This is a genomic window from Bifidobacterium sp. M3-N-101, assembly GCF_023656805.1.
Lineage (GTDB): Bacteria > Actinomycetota > Actinomycetes > Actinomycetales > Bifidobacteriaceae > Bifidobacterium > Bifidobacterium breve.
In genome coordinates this window covers 222,056-237,118 of sequence record NZ_JAMOKQ010000001.1, presented here as the reverse complement: position 1 = coordinate 237,118, position 15,063 = coordinate 222,056, and the positions used below count along the sequence as shown (strand labels likewise).

The window sequence follows — 15,063 nt, the reverse complement described above, 5'->3', positions numbered from 1 at the left end:
TGGCTTGCCGGTTTACTTCACGTCGAAGAACTTTGTGCTGCTGAGATAGTTTTTCCCAGCAGTCATGTCGTATTGAATAAGACGATAATCGTTGAGTAGCTTCTTCTGCTGTGAGGACAGTTCTTTCTTGCTTACAACGTTGCCGTTCGCGTCTAAATAGACAGTTGGTGTATTGTCGGTGACGCCGCTGACACCAAGCGTGAGTCGCTCCGTGGCGGGTATCTCAGCCCGCATTGCGGAGAGGAACGCAATATAAGCAGATACTTTGGTGTTCATATGGTCGCTGGCCATGGCCATGAAATAGTTTGGAGAGGTGTAGCTAGTAGCGGCAGCTGCCGGATCGAGTTTCGTCCCGGCTGACGCTGATGCCTCATTGGACCAGATGAAATAATCTGTCTCCTGCATGGTAATGGTATTTTTCGAGCTGGCGCGTGCAGTCGTGTACACGCCGGGTAGATGGTCTCCATAGAATATGACGGTAATCGGCTGGTCAATTGCATCAAGCTGGTTGAGGAAATCGGTGGTTGCTTGATCGGTAATGCTGACGCCCTTGATGTATGTATCGACTCCTGTTTTTTCATCGGCCGGCAAATTGGTGGTGTCGGCATCCTTGAACTGATTATCAGAATACCAATCGCTGTATGGAGGATGGTTTTGCATCGTCGCTAATTGGATGAACTGCGGATGATTGCTGTTCTGCAGTTCATCAACTACATTTTGATAGGCTTCCGCGTCGCTGGCATATGGAGAGTTGTCTAATCCATCATGATGCGTGATTGGCGGATTACTGTCCAGCGTATAAAAATGGCTGAAACCGAACTTCTTATAGTCGATGTCACGCAAATACATGTTTTTGTAATACGGGTGGAAAGCGATGGATCCGCTAGCACCGTATCGGTCATTCCAGAGCTGATTGAAAGTTTCTGTGACTTTCTGGTGTGGGACGAGCTGCTGATAGGGCACCTGCATTGAATTGTCGAATAGTGCCAAATCCCAGCCGGTGAGAGCTTGGTATTCGATGTTGGCTGTGCCTCCGCCGTACCCAGGCGAAAGCATTAGGCCGGAAGTGGTGGTATTTTTGAGCGCTCGAATATCAGGCATCGGGTCTTCCGACAAGGTGATGCCGGGAACGCGCGTTGGGTCAGAGAACGATTCCGACAGAATCATGATCATGGTATTGTCCGTGAGATTATTGCTGCGGGACTGGTTGGTTTTTTCGGCTATCTTGTTATATCGTTGAGCGATTTCCTGCATGGTCGCTTGACTGTAGTCGCTTGGCTTCGTCATGGTTTTTGGATTCGCCAAGCGCAAGAAATTGATTGTGGGGCCATTCAGACTGGCATCGCCGGCAGCGTCCCATAAGGTAGGGCTATCACCCAACGCCTGTGCCCAATTGTGGCTCCATGAACCTACCGTGTTGAGGTTCAAGGTGAACGAGCACAGCAGGGATGTGCTGACAATGACTGCAACAATACGTGTGCAGTTACCGATTATTGTTTTTGTGTTGCGTAATGGACGACGCCAGTGGAAGGAAATCACACAACGGCGACCATCGATAAATTGAAGCAGCAGGCATGCAATCGTAAGCCAGACGAGCATGGTGATGGTGTTGTTTACTAATGCCTGGCTGTCTTTGGGGATAAATGATGCGACTTCTCCTCCGTTGCCGCTGGAAATGAAGCTCAAATCCGAGGGAATGACCGGTTCATTGCGCAACTGGATTTTGATGTGATTCGCCACAGCGAATACGCTCGTGATAATCGCAAATAAGGCTGTTGCCACCCAGAATCGGTTCAGCACAAAAATCAGCACCAGGTAGACCATGCCCAGAACACAGAAATTAAGCAGCCAGATGTATTTTTGCTCCATCCACATCTGTGCGACGAAGCGCGTGAGTTGACCGCGGATGCTGTTCAGCAGCCGTGTGGTTTCGTCCACTGTGCTCGGGGCGGTATAGGTCGGCTCCGTATAGGTTCCCCATTGAATGAACAGCACCGCGGCTGAATCGACGATTGCCATCACCATTATGTACAGGAGGTAAGGGAATCGAGGTCGTTTCTTGAATACGGAGTGCAAGACTGTCAGGGCTTTGGAAAGCGCAGTCATAGTTTGAGAGGCCATCAACGTGTTGAGCTGTGCTCGGATCTGCTGGAAGATTGGAGGCAGCGACGGTTTACTCTTTTGAGCCTCTTGAGAATTATCGTCTCGGTCTGAATGAGCAGAGGATTGGCTGCTTTCCGCCGAAGTCGTACCGTTTGTGTCGGCTTCTTCTACTGTGAACTCCTGATTATCCTGGGTATCGCCCACTATGCTCACTCATTTCTTCAATAACGTACCTGAATATTGTAATAGGAAGTCCGAAATACAGTCAGACTATTCAAGATCTATTGAACGTCGAAGAATCCGTAATTGCTGAGGTAGTTTTTGCCCTTAGTCATGTCATACTGCACCAAACGGTAATCATGGAGCATCTGCTTTGCCTCTTTTGAGAGGTTCTTGCTTGTCACGTGATTGCCTTCGGCATCTAGGTAAACGGTACTACCATCACCCCATGAGGCATTAGAGCTAACCAGACGGCTAATCGCTGGAATTTGCGTTTGCGCTTGTGTAAGCATTGCCAGATAGGGCGATACTTTGGCGTCGAGATGTTCAGCGGCTAGGGCCATGAAATAGTTTGATGATGTGTAGCTGGAAGTCTGTGAATCGAGTTTGGTGCCAGCGGACACGGAAGCCTGATTCGACCAGATGAAGTAATCAGTTTCATGCAGCGGAATTGCATTGTTTTCGTCGGCTGCTGCAGTATTGTAAACGCCGGGTAGATGATCGCCGTAGAAGATAACAGTGATTGGCTTATCCGTCGAATTAAGCTGATTCAAAAAGTCTTCAGTAGCCTGATCTGTGATATCAACACCTTTGGCATAACTGTCGATATCCCATTTTTCATCATCGGAAAGTTCAGAAACATCGGCTTCTCTGAACTGATTGTCAGGATAATAGTCATCATACGGTGTGTGATTTTGCATAGTGACCAACTGAATGAATTGTGCGTGGCCGCTGTTGCCGAGCGCATCAAGGACATTTTGGTATGAGGCAGCATCGCTCACATAAGGTGAGGTTCCGAGGTGATCTTGATGTGTGATTTCTGGTTTGCTGTCCAACGTATACAGTTTGCTGAAACCGAATTTCTTGTAGTCGCTATCACGCAAATACATGTGCTTGTAGAAAGGATGGAATGCCACAGAACCATTTTTGCCGTATACGCTATTCCAAATTTGATTGAATGTGTATGGTGACTTTTGATGTGGAACCAGCTCTTGGTAGGGGGATTGCATGGAATTATCGAACAATGCCAGACTGAGTCCGGTTAAGGCCTGATGTTCGATATTCGCGGTGCCTCCACTGATGCTTGGAGAAAGCATCAAACCAGCGGTGGTCGTGTTTTTCAACGCGCGAATATTGGGCATCGGGTCTTCGGTAAATGTAATACCCGGCACTCGCGTTGGATCGGAGAACGATTCTGAAAGAATCATGATCACGGTGTTATCAGTGAGTTTATTGGCGCGGGATTCGTTGGTGATTTTTGCGCTCTTCTTATAGCGTTTGGCCAGCGCTGCCATGGTCTCTTCACTGTAATCTTCGGGCTTATCCATGGTTTTGGTATGGGCTAATCGCAGAAAATTCATGGTCGGTCCGTTGCCGGTGGCATCGGCCACCGTGCTCCACGGTTTGGGGTTATCTCCTAAGCTCTTGGCCCAGTTATAGGACCATGAATCATTGATTCCCAGATTCCATGTGAACGACCATAACAAGGTAACGCTGAGCACTGCGGCGATGATGCGAATGCAGTTGCCAATGATAGTTTTTACGTTGCGAAATGGACGCCACCAATGGCAAGGAATCACGCAACGGCGACCGTCGATGAGTTGCAGAGCCAAGCAAATAATGGTCAGCCAAATGAGCATGGTGATGGTTCCGTTGACCAAAGACTGTCTGTTCTTGGGAATGAATGACGTAATTTCTCCGCCATTGCCGCTGGAGAAAAATCCCAGATCAGAAGGGATAACCGGCTCATTGCGAAGAGAAACCTTGATGCTGTTCGCCACGGCGAATACAGACATGACAATGGAGAATATGGCGGTCGCCACCCAGAAGCGATTTAGCACGAACACCAGTGCGAGGTGCACCATGCCCAACACTAGGAAGTTGAGCAGCCATATATACTTTTGTTCCATCCACATCTGGGATACGAACTTGGTGAGTTGGCCGGGAATGCTGTCAAAGAGTTTAGTATTGGCGTCTATGGCATCCGGGTCAGCATAGGTGGGCTCTTTGTACATTCCCCACTGAATGAACGGCACTGCTGCGGAGTCGATGAGTGCCAGTACCACTACGTACAACGTATAGGGGCATTTGGGCCGCTTTTTTAGCAGGGCATACAGGAGAGATACGGCTTTGGCCAGCGTGGACATAGGCCTTGAGGCCATTAGTAAGCTGAAATTCAACGCGAAAGGCAGCGGTAATTTGCTGTTCTGCTGGTCGCCATCCTGGTTTGAGGGAACAGCTGGGACTCCGGTTTTCTCCAAGTCTGTGCCAGTTTCTGGCGCTGAGGGCTCCTGGTCGTTTTGGATGTCGTCCACTCTGCTCGCTCATTTCTATAAACAACGTACTTGCGCATTGTAATAAAAAGCCCGGGATAAAGTCATTCAAGATACACTGGGCGGATGATGTTGGGGTGCACGCTTGCGGTAGACTGTGGACGACTAACAGGAAGGTGGGATGGCATGAAACGTGTGGCGCATGTGTTAAAGGGGTCTTCCTGTAATATCGCGATTTTTCTGGTGTTGTTCACACTGCAGGCCTGCATGTTCGTTGTTCAGGTCGGTCCTCTTACCATTCCAGATCCCGACATGCATCCGTTGTCTACGTATGCGTTGGCTACCGGTCAATCGTTGAATCCTCCCGTAAAGGGCAAGGACAAACATGGTAATGCCATAAGAAAGCAGTACCTCAAGGGTGATGATCGCTTGCTGATGATTCCCGGTGCCGGGAATATATTGGTTTTCGATGCATTGGAGCGAGCTTGGCGTGGTGATTCGTTGCAAGACGGGCAGCGATCCGCTGATATTATGCCAGCTAGTCAGATTGTTGTTCCGAATGAGACACGATCCAACCGGTCCAACGCATATTTCCCGCTTGATTATCTGCCTCAGGCCATTGGCATGAAAATAGCCATGCTGGTGAACCTGTCGCCATATGCGCAGTGGCAGGCGGCGCGAATATCCAACAGCATACTGTATGCGATTATGGGATGCTTTGCTATTGCACTGTTGCCGCGTTGGAAATCGCTGATGGCGTTGCTATTAGTTATTCCACCGGTGGCGTTTGTGGCATCGAGTCTGATGATTGACGGCATGATTGTGGCGCTTTCGGCCTGTATGGTGGCGGCCATCGCTACGATTGCAGGGAACAAACATGTGATTTCTCTGCCATGCACTGTGGCATTGGGAGTGCTGGCATGGGCTCTGGCATGTGAGAAGCTGTCCTATGCGTTTGTGGCGGGTGCCGCGCTATTCCTGCCATCTGCGGTAATGACTGTGCGGCGCAAAGTGGAATTTGTTGGCATTGCGGCGGTGCTGATGGGGGTGTTGTACCTTCCCTGGAGCGTGCTGTTTAGTAGTTCGTTGGCGCAAGTGAATGTATCGCATAACATGAGCGTTGCGCTGTCCCATCCGATACTCACCATCGGCAAGATAGTTCGTTCCATGATATTTCTTGGGACTTATCACCTCACTCAGCTTCCAGTCTGGTATACCGTGATGTCGGTTGTGCTTGTACTGGTTTGGCTTGCGGCGTTGGTGTATACGGTGAAGACAACTGGGGCTGTTCGTATGGCACCGTCCGCATGGGTGGGAAAGTATCGGTTCCTGATCTTGGCCCTAGTGATTGCAGCTGCTGAGATAGCAGCGTTCGTGCTCTTTGTGGGAATGACTTGGAATGACTTGGAATCGATGAGTCGATTCGGAGTGTTCCAAGGAATACAGGGACGGTATGTGCTCCCGGTGTTGCCAGTATTCCTGCTGGGACTAGTCATAGTTGACGATAGGAAGGTAAGCCAGCGCGCCCTAGCTTGCTGATGATAAGGGTTTGCTGGCTCGGCTATTGCTCTACTTCATCGAGTGAATGCGGTTATCATATACGACATTTTCGCAGGAGCGAATCGTGGCAAGTACCGCGCATTTCAGGCGTTCGCCGATGCTCAGCTTGCTGATCAGGGCGCGCATGGTGGCCACGTCATCGAGATGGTTCTGCCAGTCGCTGTCATGTAGTTCTTCGGAGCCGAGCGCCTTGAGGCCTTTGCCTTCATCGCGCACGCTGGCGGTCAGGCCGAAGTAGTTCCGGCACGGGGTGATGCCCTGTTCCAGAGTGAACTGGAAGTTCTCGGCTGCGGAAAGCACGTTGTCATGCCAGAATGCGGCGGTTCGCTTCGAGTGCGTCACTGAGTCGGGCTCCTGAAGCCAGTAATAGAGCACGCAATCGATGTCGGCCACTTTGCCCATGCGGGCGTACAGGGGGCCTGCCATGCGGATATCCTGCGCGTAATGGCCCTCGGGGAACCGCAGGCCGTCCCACAGCTCGCGCTTGTACAGGCGGCACCAGTTCGCCTCGTTGAAGTAGCGGGCCTCGGTGTTGCGGCCGAGCTTGCTGCCGAGCAGTCGCAGGCTTTTGCAGAACACGGTCTGGTAGGCGGCGAGCGGGTGCTCGAACACAGTGATTTTGCCGGGCGCCTGCGCGCCCGTCTCGGCCTCTTTGGACACTTCGCCCAACTGGGAGACTCCGAACTGACGCCAACGCGCCTTGCTCATATCCGCTCCGGTGTTTTGCAATGCGTGCAGCAGATATTCAATATTGCAGCGGTCGAGGATGTCGTCATTGTCGGCAAACGCGATGTACTCGCCATGTGCGGCATCGAGGCCGGTGTTCTGGGCCTTGGCGATGCCGCCGTTCTCCTGATGGATCACGGTGATGCGGCTGTCCTGCGCCGCATACTCATCGCAGATGGCCGGGCTGGAATCCTTGGCCCCATCGTCCACCAGAATCACCTCGAGGTTCGTGTACGACTGCTGCAGGATCGAATCAATGCAGTAACGCAGGTAGTCTTCGGCGTTATACACCGGCACGATGATGGAAATGAGGGGAGTGGAGTTTGGCAAGGCTTGGTGCTTCCTCTGGCAGTTATTTTATGTGGACATATCCAGTATGACATGTTTCTTGATATTGTTTGCCGGAATCATCGTTCAGTCATGCGCAAATCGCGAAAGACTACTGACGGTAATGTGCGCCTTGAGGAACTCGTCGATGGTGAACAATCCGGAATAGTCGCCGGACTGAATCTGGCTGATCGGCGATTCGTGATCAATGGTGTCTCCAGTTTGCAGTTCGGTAACGTCCTCTGCGTCCTCGGCGGATATAGACGCAGGGTCGGTGACGGCGCCGAATGCTCGTCGTGTGGCCCACAGCTGCACGGGCATATCGCCGATTTGGTATCTCTCGATGAGGCTATTGCCGATATCTCCTGCGTCGGTGTCTTGGAGACCTTGAACGTGCATAGCGAGTAGTTTGGGTGCTCTTTGTCCGTGACGGTAATCGTGTTGCCGTCCACGGAAATGCTGACTTCGTTATGCCAGGAATAGGGCAATGTGACACGGTAGGAATCGGTTTGTGCGCTGAGCGATGCCGTGACGGCGTTACTGTACTGCCAGACTATGTCAATACTGTTGTTGCTCTGACGTTGAATCCGGTCGTAATCACCCAGTGCTGTCTTCGTCCAGGAAGTGGTGAGTTCGGTGGCGTCTGGAATGTCGAGTTCGTCGGCCATACATGAGCGCTGCGTTGCACCATCCATTTGCCCTTTGGTGGTGTGCAGCCATACTTTGTTGTGGTCGGTGGAGCGTTTTCATGCAAATGCTTCCGGATCGGGATTGTTCTGCGGCGTACATTTCAGCCATGCCTTATCCAGCTCGCCGTCCAAATCGGTGGGTGAGGAATACGTCTCGGTCCAATTGCCTTGGGGCGGATCGGCTACGGTGGTTTTTGCCGAGTCGGAACCCGACTTGTCCTGTTGCTTTTGAGTGTGTTGGTTTGTTGCTGCGGCTGTGATTCCGTGGTCTGCGCAGACTGGTTTGCGCCGCAGGCGGTTGCCAAAGTGAGGAGCGGCACAAGGAATAGTGCAGTAAAACGACGATGTTTCACATATCCATTGTACTTGGGAAAGCGGGAGAATGATTGCCAAGAACCGCTGCTGTAATGGCTGATGAGGTATTCGCTGAAGTTCGCGCCCTCTCAGATTGTCACTGACGGCGTATCTGTAATGGGGAAGTATCCAAGTTGTTCATCATTCTGCTTTTGCCAGCGATCCGGTGTGGAGAGAAATTCGATGAGCCCCTTCCATGCTGCTCCAAATGCCACGGAATTGCTGGTGGAAACGGATCGCAGTACTTTGATATCTGCCCATTGCGAGGAAAGCGTGTGCTCGGTGAGCATACGCTGTAGTGGCTTATCCAGATATTCAAATAGCTGTGCATATAGTCCATCAAGCACAATGGTGGGAATGTCGCATATGTTGATAAACGAGGCTAATGCAATGCCGAGATAGTGTGCGGCTGATTTCACGGCTTTACAGGCGTCTGGCTCCTTGCGAGACAGTGCGGCAAACAAGTTGCCGGTAGAAGAGTGTGGTGCCAGACCGCTGGCCTCCATCAGAGCGTATTGTCCGGCAAACGTTTCTAGACACCCAGTATTGCCGCACGAGCATTGGCGTCTGCCTTCAGCTACATAGACATGGCCAAGTTCTCCTGCCCAGCCGTGACATCCTGTGTCGAATCCGCCGCATTTGACGATTGCAGCGTCGATACCAGTCCCGCCAGAGACGTAGAGATAATCCGATAGGGGAATGTCCTGTTTGTTGCGCAGATAGGTTTCTGCATAGGCGCCTGCATCGGCAGAGTTGAGAAAGTTGATTTGGGGCAACATATTCTGTGGCGCAGCTTTACGCAGTTCCTCCAGCAGGTCAATGTCGTGCCAGCCAAGATTGGGGCTGCTCAGCAGATAAGTGTGGTTGGTGGCGATGAGTCCGTGCAACGCTACGGTGATGCCGACCGTAGTGAGCTCGGCATCTGTTGCCCTCATGCGCAGATCATCAATGATGCGGCGCACAACAGTTAATGTTTTCTCGGCGTTTGAGGTATTGAGTTGCTGATAATGCTGCGCAAGAATTTCGCCCGATAGGTCGACTGCAGAAGCCTCGACAGAGCCTGTGGAAATATCTACGCCAATCGCTGCATAGGTATGTAGGGCCGGGGCGAGAGGAACAGCGGGGCGGCCTGACCCGGTGCTTTCCGAATTGAGCTCTCGAATAATGCCGCAACTGATGAGATGCTCTACCAGCCTAGTCATGGTAGAGCGGTTGAGTCCGGTCATGCGGGCAAGGTCGGCCCGCGAAGGATGACGTGAGCCGGTTACGACTGTATTGGCGAGCATGGTGAGGTTATGGTTGCGCACTGTGGTGCCGCTGGCGGCATCCAGTGTGGTAGCGGTGCCGGCGGCTACGTTGCGGCCGGGTGCAATTGTGTGAGAGGGCATACATACAAGTATGCCTCACATCTCGCGGTATGGCTGGTGTTGTGTCATTACATATTCATAACTATGCGGCGAAACGCCGATTTGTTGCAAGAATGGACAAAGTATATTCCCTGCTTTAGTATGTTGCATAAAGCAATAAACCCAACGATGAAGTTGAGGAGGGGCCATGCAGCAACTCGTGGCAGGTGTCGATTCATCAACGCAATCCTGCAAAGTCGTCATTCGTGATTTGCATACCGGCAAATTAGTGAGATCGGGCGCGGCCAGGCATAGGCGCGGAACGGAGATTGACCCTCAGGTGTGGCGCTCGGCTTTCGATGAGGCTGTGCACCAGGCTGGCGGTTTGGACGACGTGGTCGCACTATCCATAGCTGGCCAACAACACGGTATGGTCGCGTTGGATGAGCGTGGTGCGGTGGTCCGCAATGCCATTCTGTGGAATGACACACGATCTGCTCGTGATGCGGTGGACCTCATCTCGGAACTCGGCAACGGTAATGAACGCGAAGGCAAACGTCGATGGGCTGATCGGACGGGCAGCGTGCCTGTCGCCTCGTTGACAGTGACGAAGATCAGGTGGATGGCTACTCATGAACCCGATAATTTGGCTCGTACCGCAGCTGTGGCGTTACCACATGACTGGCTTACTTGGGATCTACTAGGCGGCAACGATATTAACACACTGGTCACGGATCGTTCTGATGCTTCGGGCACCGGTTACTACTCCGCGCAAGATAATGAATATTGCAAGGATTTGTTGGAGCTTGCGGCGGGAGCCGAATTTGCGGATCGTGTGCGGTTGCCTTGGGTCGCCTCACCTGCGCGGCGTGTGTCTGAAGTGAAAATCGATGGACGCAATCTTGTAATCGGGCCAGGTGCCGGAGATAATGCCGGTGCGGCGCTTGGACTTGGTCTCAAGCCGGGAGAAGTGGCTATATCCATCGGGACGTCGGGCGTGGTGTCGCTGGTGTCGGCTGTTGCTACGCATGATCCTGAAGGATATGTGACTGGTTTCGCGGACGCCAGCGGAAACTATCTGCCGTTGGTGTGTACGTTGAACGCCTCGCGCGTTGTCGACACGTTCCGAGCGTTGCTCAACATGAGCCATGCTGAATTCTCTAGGGCCGCGTTATGTGCACCTCCCGGTGCCGAAGGACTAGTTGTGGTGCCGTACTTTGAAGGAGAGAGAACGCCGAATTATCCAGATGCCACTGGCTCCATTCATGGCATCACTTGCGAAAATCTCACCACTTCGAACATTGCGCGAGCTGCCATTGAAGGCATGCTGTGTGGTGTGGGCGTCGGAATCCGTGCATTCCAGCAGCTCGGTATTCCGGTTACCAAGGTTAACCTCATTGGAGGCGGAGCCCAGTCCGAAGCAGTGCGTCGCATTGCCCCATCGGTGCTCGGACTGCCTGTATGTGTGCCGGAATACAGCGAATACGTGGCGGACGGTGCCGCGCGCCAGGCGGCATGGGTGTATGAGGGTGGTGCCGAGCCACCAGTATGGACCCCACATCTGTCTAGCGATTACATCTGCGATTATGCGCCGTTTATTTTGGAACGCTTCCAGGAGATGTCGTCGAGGTTCATGCTCCGATCAGAGGCACGAGCTGATGTGGGGCGTCATGGGAGCGGAATCCAGCTGTAAAGCAGAAATCTGCACGTCTAACCATCTGGCCGGTTGCGACCGACCTCAATCAGCGTAAGTCATAACTGAACAATCAGAGAAACAAGCATCTACATATCAAAGGAGACACAAGATGCGTAACACACTGAAAACAACGTTAGCGGCAGGGCTTGCGGTCGCATGCCTCGCACCCATAGCAGCCTGTGGATCGGGTGGATTGGTAGGCGGCAGCAAGTCGAGTGGAGATACCGTCAAGATGGTGTTGGTAGCCAAGCAAGAAGGTATCCCGTGGTTCGATGACATGCGGACCGGTGTTGAGCAGTTTGGCAAAGACAATGCAGGCAAGGTCGATGTCAAGCAGATTGCACCGGATTCGGGTGACTCGGCAAAGCAGGTGCAGATGGTGTCAGATCTCATCTCGCAGGATGTTGATGCCATTGTCGTGGTTCCGAATGATCCACAGGCGCTCAAGCCGGTGATTAAGCAGGCCAAGGCCAAGGGCATTGTCGTAATCGCTCATGAGGCAAGCAATATTGCTGACGACGTTGATTATGACATTGAGGCCTTCCAGAACACGGACTTTGGTGAAGCGTTCTGCAAGCCATTGGCTGAAGGCATGGGTGGTAAAGGCAAGCTTGCAGCTGTGGTCGGTTCTAAGACCATGGAAACGCATATGGCTTGGTACAACTCCTGCAAGAGCATGCTGGAAAAGGATTACCCAGACATTGAGTTCGTCTCGGATGAGCCCTATGAGGACAACAACGACGATGACACTGCGCGCAAGGTTGCTACCGAAATCCTCAATGCTCACCCAGATATCACGGGCTTCTTTGGCACCTCCGTTTCGGCTGGCTCCAATATGGCCGCTGTGCTCAAGGAACGCAACAACAAGAATATCTACGTTTCCTCTCTCGGTATTCCCTCTGTGGACATGCCCTACATCGATGAGGGCTGGGTACAGTATGCACAGACTTGGCGTCCGGCCGATGCCGGATATGCCGCGCTCCAGCTGGCTTATGACAAGGTCAAAGGTGAATCCATCGAGACCGGCCTTGATTTGAAGGCGGATGGCTATGGCAGTGTTGAGGTCAAAGGTCATCAGGTTTATGGTGACGCCCCTCTGGTGTTGAAGAAGGGCGATTACGCGGACGGCAAGTATCCCTTCTAGATTGTCGTAGCCACTTGGCCAACCACCAGTAAATCAAGAAAGCAAGGTGATGAACATGCGATTGCAGGCTACGGATATCTCCAAGAACTTTGGCGGTGTGCAGGCGCTCAAGCATGTGAACGTGGACATTGTCGGCGGTGAAGTGCACTGTCTAGCCGGCGAGAACGGTTCCGGTAAATCTACCATCGTGAAGATTCTTTCGGGTGTGCTGACACCCAACGGGGGAGTTATCACGGTGGATGGCACGCCATACGAGAGCCTAACCGCGCGGCAGGCAATCGGTCTGGGTATAGCGGTGATCCATCAGGATCTCTCGTTGTTCGGCACCATGAGCGTTCGGGATAACATCTGTCTGCCTGAGCATGTTCATCACCATAGATCGCTAATCAATCCTCAATATGCCGAAGATGTATCGCGCAAAGCAATGGCGCGAATTGGCGCTGATCTCGATTTGGACGCCCGCGTGGAGAACCTATCCATGGCGTCCAAGCAGCAGGTTGCTATTGCCAGAGCTTTGGCGTTGAACGCGAAGGTCATCTTTATGGATGAACCGACTACCGCGCTGACCTCTACTGAAGTGGACAGTCTGCTCCGTACCATTGGTGCGCTCAAGGCATCCGGGGTGTCGGTTATTTTCATTTCGCACAAGCTCGATGAAGTGTTTTCCGTGGCTGACCGTATCACGGTGTTCCGTTCCGGTGAAGTAATCGGTACATATCAGGCTTCGCAGCTCGATAGCCGCAAGCTGTCCGCGTTGATGACCGGGCATGACGTGGAATTTGGTGTTCCCGAGAACCATATCGTAGCTGATGCCACACCGGTGCTCGAGATGAAACATGTCAAGGCTTCGAAAGTGTCTGATGTGACATTGAGGGTACAGGCAGGCGAGGTTGTTGGTATGAGTGGTCTATTGGGATCGGGACGCACGGAAACCGCTCTTACTCTCTTCGGTCTCAATGCGTTGACCGGTGGCAGCATAGCTATCGACGGTCAGCCTGCAGCTATTCGCAATCCTCGTGATGCTATTGCCAATGGCATTGCCTTAGTGCCCGAAGACAGGCATCGCGAAGGGCTGTTTCTTGACCGCAATCTGCTGCAGAACAGTGCGGCTAGCGTGCTGGAAAGAATCTCAAGCAGATTCGGCGTGGTCAATGTTAAAAAGGAGCGTCAGATCGGTGAAGACACATTAGTGAACCTGCAAGTCAACACCCGTGACTTGGCGCTGCTGGCGCAATCGCTGTCTGGCGGCAACCAGCAGAAGGTGCTGCTAGGAAAATGGGTGGCCACTGCGCCGAAGCTACTTATTCTTGACTCGCCGACTGTGGGTGTGGATGTCGGATCCAAATCGCAGATATACGAGATCATTCGGCAGCTATCTTCACGGGGAATTGCCATTCTGGTGATTTCCGACGAGGAAGAAGAGTTGCTGGCTGTTTGTAACCGTATTGCCATATTCGTGCAGGGTGCGGTAACCACGGAACTTAGTGGCGAGCAGCTCAAGCCAGGTTTCTCTGCCATCTACCGTAATGCTGATCGCAATGGTGTTGGAGTAGTTGATGTGGCTGCCCATCCGACTAACAAGGAGGTGGCTTGATGACGCGGCAAGCCGATAAGGTCCCGCTGCTCAGGGCCAAGAAATTCAATTCCATGGAAAAGACCCTAATGGTCATCATCGTGGCATATGCGATTATCGTCTCCGTAATCAACCCCAATTTCCTTTCGCTCGGTACGCTTGCCGATCTGACTCGCAACGGCACCGGTATGGCGATACTCGCGGCTGGCGTGTATGTAATCATGATTGCGGGTGGCATTGATGTGTCGTTTCCGGCGGTGGCGATTATGTCTGGCTATACGTCGGTGGTCATTGCCGTGCGAACGGGTATTGATTCGATGCTGTTCATCGTGGTTGTCGCAGCGCTTATTGGCGCATTGCTCGGTACTGTCAACGCGCTGCTCATCCATTGGCTGGAATTGCCCACGTTCATTGTGACGCTTGGTACGTCATCGATTTTCTATGGTCTAATGACTACGTTGGTGGGCACTAAACCGGTGACGATAAGTCAGATGCCGAAATCAATGTTGAGCTTTGGTAGATGGAACGTGATTTCTTTCACCGTCAAAGGGCAGGAAAACGGCATTGCGGGCTTCTTCCTCATCGCGGTGATCGTATACGCGGCAGTGTGGTTCGTGATGAATCACACCACACTGGGACACGGTGTTTATGCAATTGGCAATTCCGAGGAATCTGCAAGGCGAGCGGGATTATCGCCATTGCACATCAAGTTGTTCATATATCCGCTCATGGGTGTGCTGGCTGCGCTGATGGCTATCATCTCTTTTTCGAACCTCAAGTTTGTTGATCCGACCAGCATTATGGGTACCGAACTGACGGTGATTGCTGCAGTGGTTATTGGAGGTACCAGAATCACTGGTGGTTATGGCACCCTGCTGGGTACGTTCCTAGGTGTTGCCTTGGTGCAGTTGCTGAACAACACTCTGGTGTTCATGGGTATCCAATCCTCGTGGAACAACCTGTTCATCGGCGCGGTTATGGTCGCGGCGGTGGTCGTCATCTATTACGGCGAAAAGCGCCGCAACCGTCGTAACATGTCTTTCCTGGTCTGAG

11 protein-coding genes are annotated in these 15,063 nt (G+C 52.4%); 5 read left to right on the top strand and 6 right to left on the bottom strand.

Features of this window, described 5'->3' with window-relative positions; translation table 11 throughout:
- Window positions 1-12: 12 nt before the first annotated feature.
- Together NBH12_RS01100 and NBH12_RS01095 are read right to left on the bottom strand one after the other, a co-directional pair.
- Entirely contained in the window at window positions 13-2,307 is a 2,295-nt protein-coding gene (locus NBH12_RS01100; protein WP_041473459.1) for an LTA synthase family protein, read from the bottom strand.
- 77 nt (window positions 2,308-2,384) lie between these two features.
- Window positions 2,385-4,637, bottom strand: coding sequence for an LTA synthase family protein (locus NBH12_RS01095; RefSeq protein ID WP_250819068.1), 2,253 nt, complete (start codon window positions 4,635-4,637; stop codon window positions 2,385-2,387).
- 144 nt (window positions 4,638-4,781) lie between these two features.
- On the opposite strand from NBH12_RS01095, the gene NBH12_RS01090 reads away from it, so the two are divergent.
- Window positions 4,782-6,134, top strand: coding sequence for a DUF2142 domain-containing protein (locus NBH12_RS01090; RefSeq protein ID WP_052828785.1), 1,353 nt, complete (start codon window positions 4,782-4,784; stop codon window positions 6,132-6,134).
- Window positions 6,135-6,164: 30 nt separating this feature from the next.
- On the opposite strand, the gene NBH12_RS01085 is transcribed toward NBH12_RS01090, so the two are convergent.
- The 4 genes from NBH12_RS01085 to NBH12_RS01070 all read right to left on the bottom strand — a co-directional run bounded on the left by NBH12_RS01085 (window position 6,165) and on the right by NBH12_RS01070 (window position 9,639).
- Complete coding sequence (locus NBH12_RS01085; protein WP_052828784.1) at window positions 6,165-7,211, bottom strand: glycosyltransferase family 2 protein; 1,047 nt, start codon at window positions 7,209-7,211, stop codon at window positions 6,165-6,167.
- Window positions 7,212-7,295: 84 nt separating this feature from the next.
- The gene (locus NBH12_RS01080) at window positions 7,296-7,607 is read right to left on the bottom strand and encodes a hypothetical protein (protein WP_229028597.1); all 312 of its coding nucleotides are present in this window, start codon (window positions 7,605-7,607) and stop codon (window positions 7,296-7,298) included.
- Window positions 7,608-7,954: 347 nt separating this feature from the next.
- Window positions 7,955-8,290, bottom strand: coding sequence for a hypothetical protein (locus tag NBH12_RS01075; protein ID WP_003829663.1), 336 nt, complete (start codon window positions 8,288-8,290; stop codon window positions 7,955-7,957).
- A gap of 50 nt (window positions 8,291-8,340) precedes the next feature.
- The gene (locus NBH12_RS01070; protein WP_014484365.1) at window positions 8,341-9,639 is read right to left on the bottom strand and encodes an ROK family transcriptional regulator; all 1,299 of its coding nucleotides are present in this window, start codon (window positions 9,637-9,639) and stop codon (window positions 8,341-8,343) included.
- 166 nt (window positions 9,640-9,805) lie between these two features.
- Here NBH12_RS01070 and NBH12_RS01065 point away from each other — a divergent pair, with 166 nt between their 5' ends.
- The 4 genes from NBH12_RS01065 to NBH12_RS01050 all read left to right on the top strand — a co-directional run bounded on the left by NBH12_RS01065 (window position 9,806) and on the right by NBH12_RS01050 (window position 15,062).
- A complete protein-coding gene (locus tag NBH12_RS01065) occupies window positions 9,806-11,290 on the top strand; it encodes a xylulokinase (protein WP_014484364.1) in 1,485 nt (494 codons plus the stop codon).
- 112 nt (window positions 11,291-11,402) lie between these two features.
- Window positions 11,403-12,437, top strand: coding sequence for an autoinducer 2 ABC transporter substrate-binding protein (locus NBH12_RS01060; protein WP_052828783.1), 1,035 nt, complete (start codon window positions 11,403-11,405; stop codon window positions 12,435-12,437).
- Between the two features lie 55 nt (window positions 12,438-12,492).
- Window positions 12,493-14,031: a sugar ABC transporter ATP-binding protein gene (locus NBH12_RS01055; protein ID WP_016462676.1), complete on the top strand. Its 1,539-nt coding sequence runs from the start codon at window positions 12,493-12,495 to the stop codon at window positions 14,029-14,031.
- Complete coding sequence (locus tag NBH12_RS01050; protein WP_016462675.1) at window positions 14,031-15,062, top strand: ABC transporter permease; 1,032 nt, start codon at window positions 14,031-14,033, stop codon at window positions 15,060-15,062. Before NBH12_RS01055 ends, NBH12_RS01050 begins: the two co-directional genes overlap by 1 nt.
- Window position 15,063: the final 1 nt, after the last annotated feature.

Excerpts from the sequence above, each read along its gene's own strand:
- NBH12_RS01090 (WP_052828785.1), top strand. The coding sequence starts at position 4,782 with ATGAAACGTGTGGCGCATGTGTTAAAGGGGTCTTCCTGTAATATCGCG.
- NBH12_RS01080 (WP_229028597.1), bottom strand. The coding sequence starts at position 7,607 with ATGCACGTTCAAGGTCTCCAAGACACCGACGCAGGAGATATCGGCAAT.
- NBH12_RS01070 (WP_014484365.1), bottom strand. The coding sequence starts at position 9,639 with ATGCCCTCTCACACAATTGCACCCGGCCGCAACGTAGCCGCCGGCACC.
- NBH12_RS01065 (WP_014484364.1), top strand. The coding sequence starts at position 9,806 with ATGCAGCAACTCGTGGCAGGTGTCGATTCATCAACGCAATCCTGCAAA.
- NBH12_RS01060 (WP_052828783.1), top strand. The coding sequence starts at position 11,403 with ATGCGTAACACACTGAAAACAACGTTAGCGGCAGGGCTTGCGGTCGCA.
- NBH12_RS01055 (WP_016462676.1), top strand. The coding sequence starts at position 12,493 with ATGCGATTGCAGGCTACGGATATCTCCAAGAACTTTGGCGGTGTGCAG.
- NBH12_RS01050 (WP_016462675.1), top strand. The coding sequence starts at position 14,031 with ATGACGCGGCAAGCCGATAAGGTCCCGCTGCTCAGGGCCAAGAAATTC.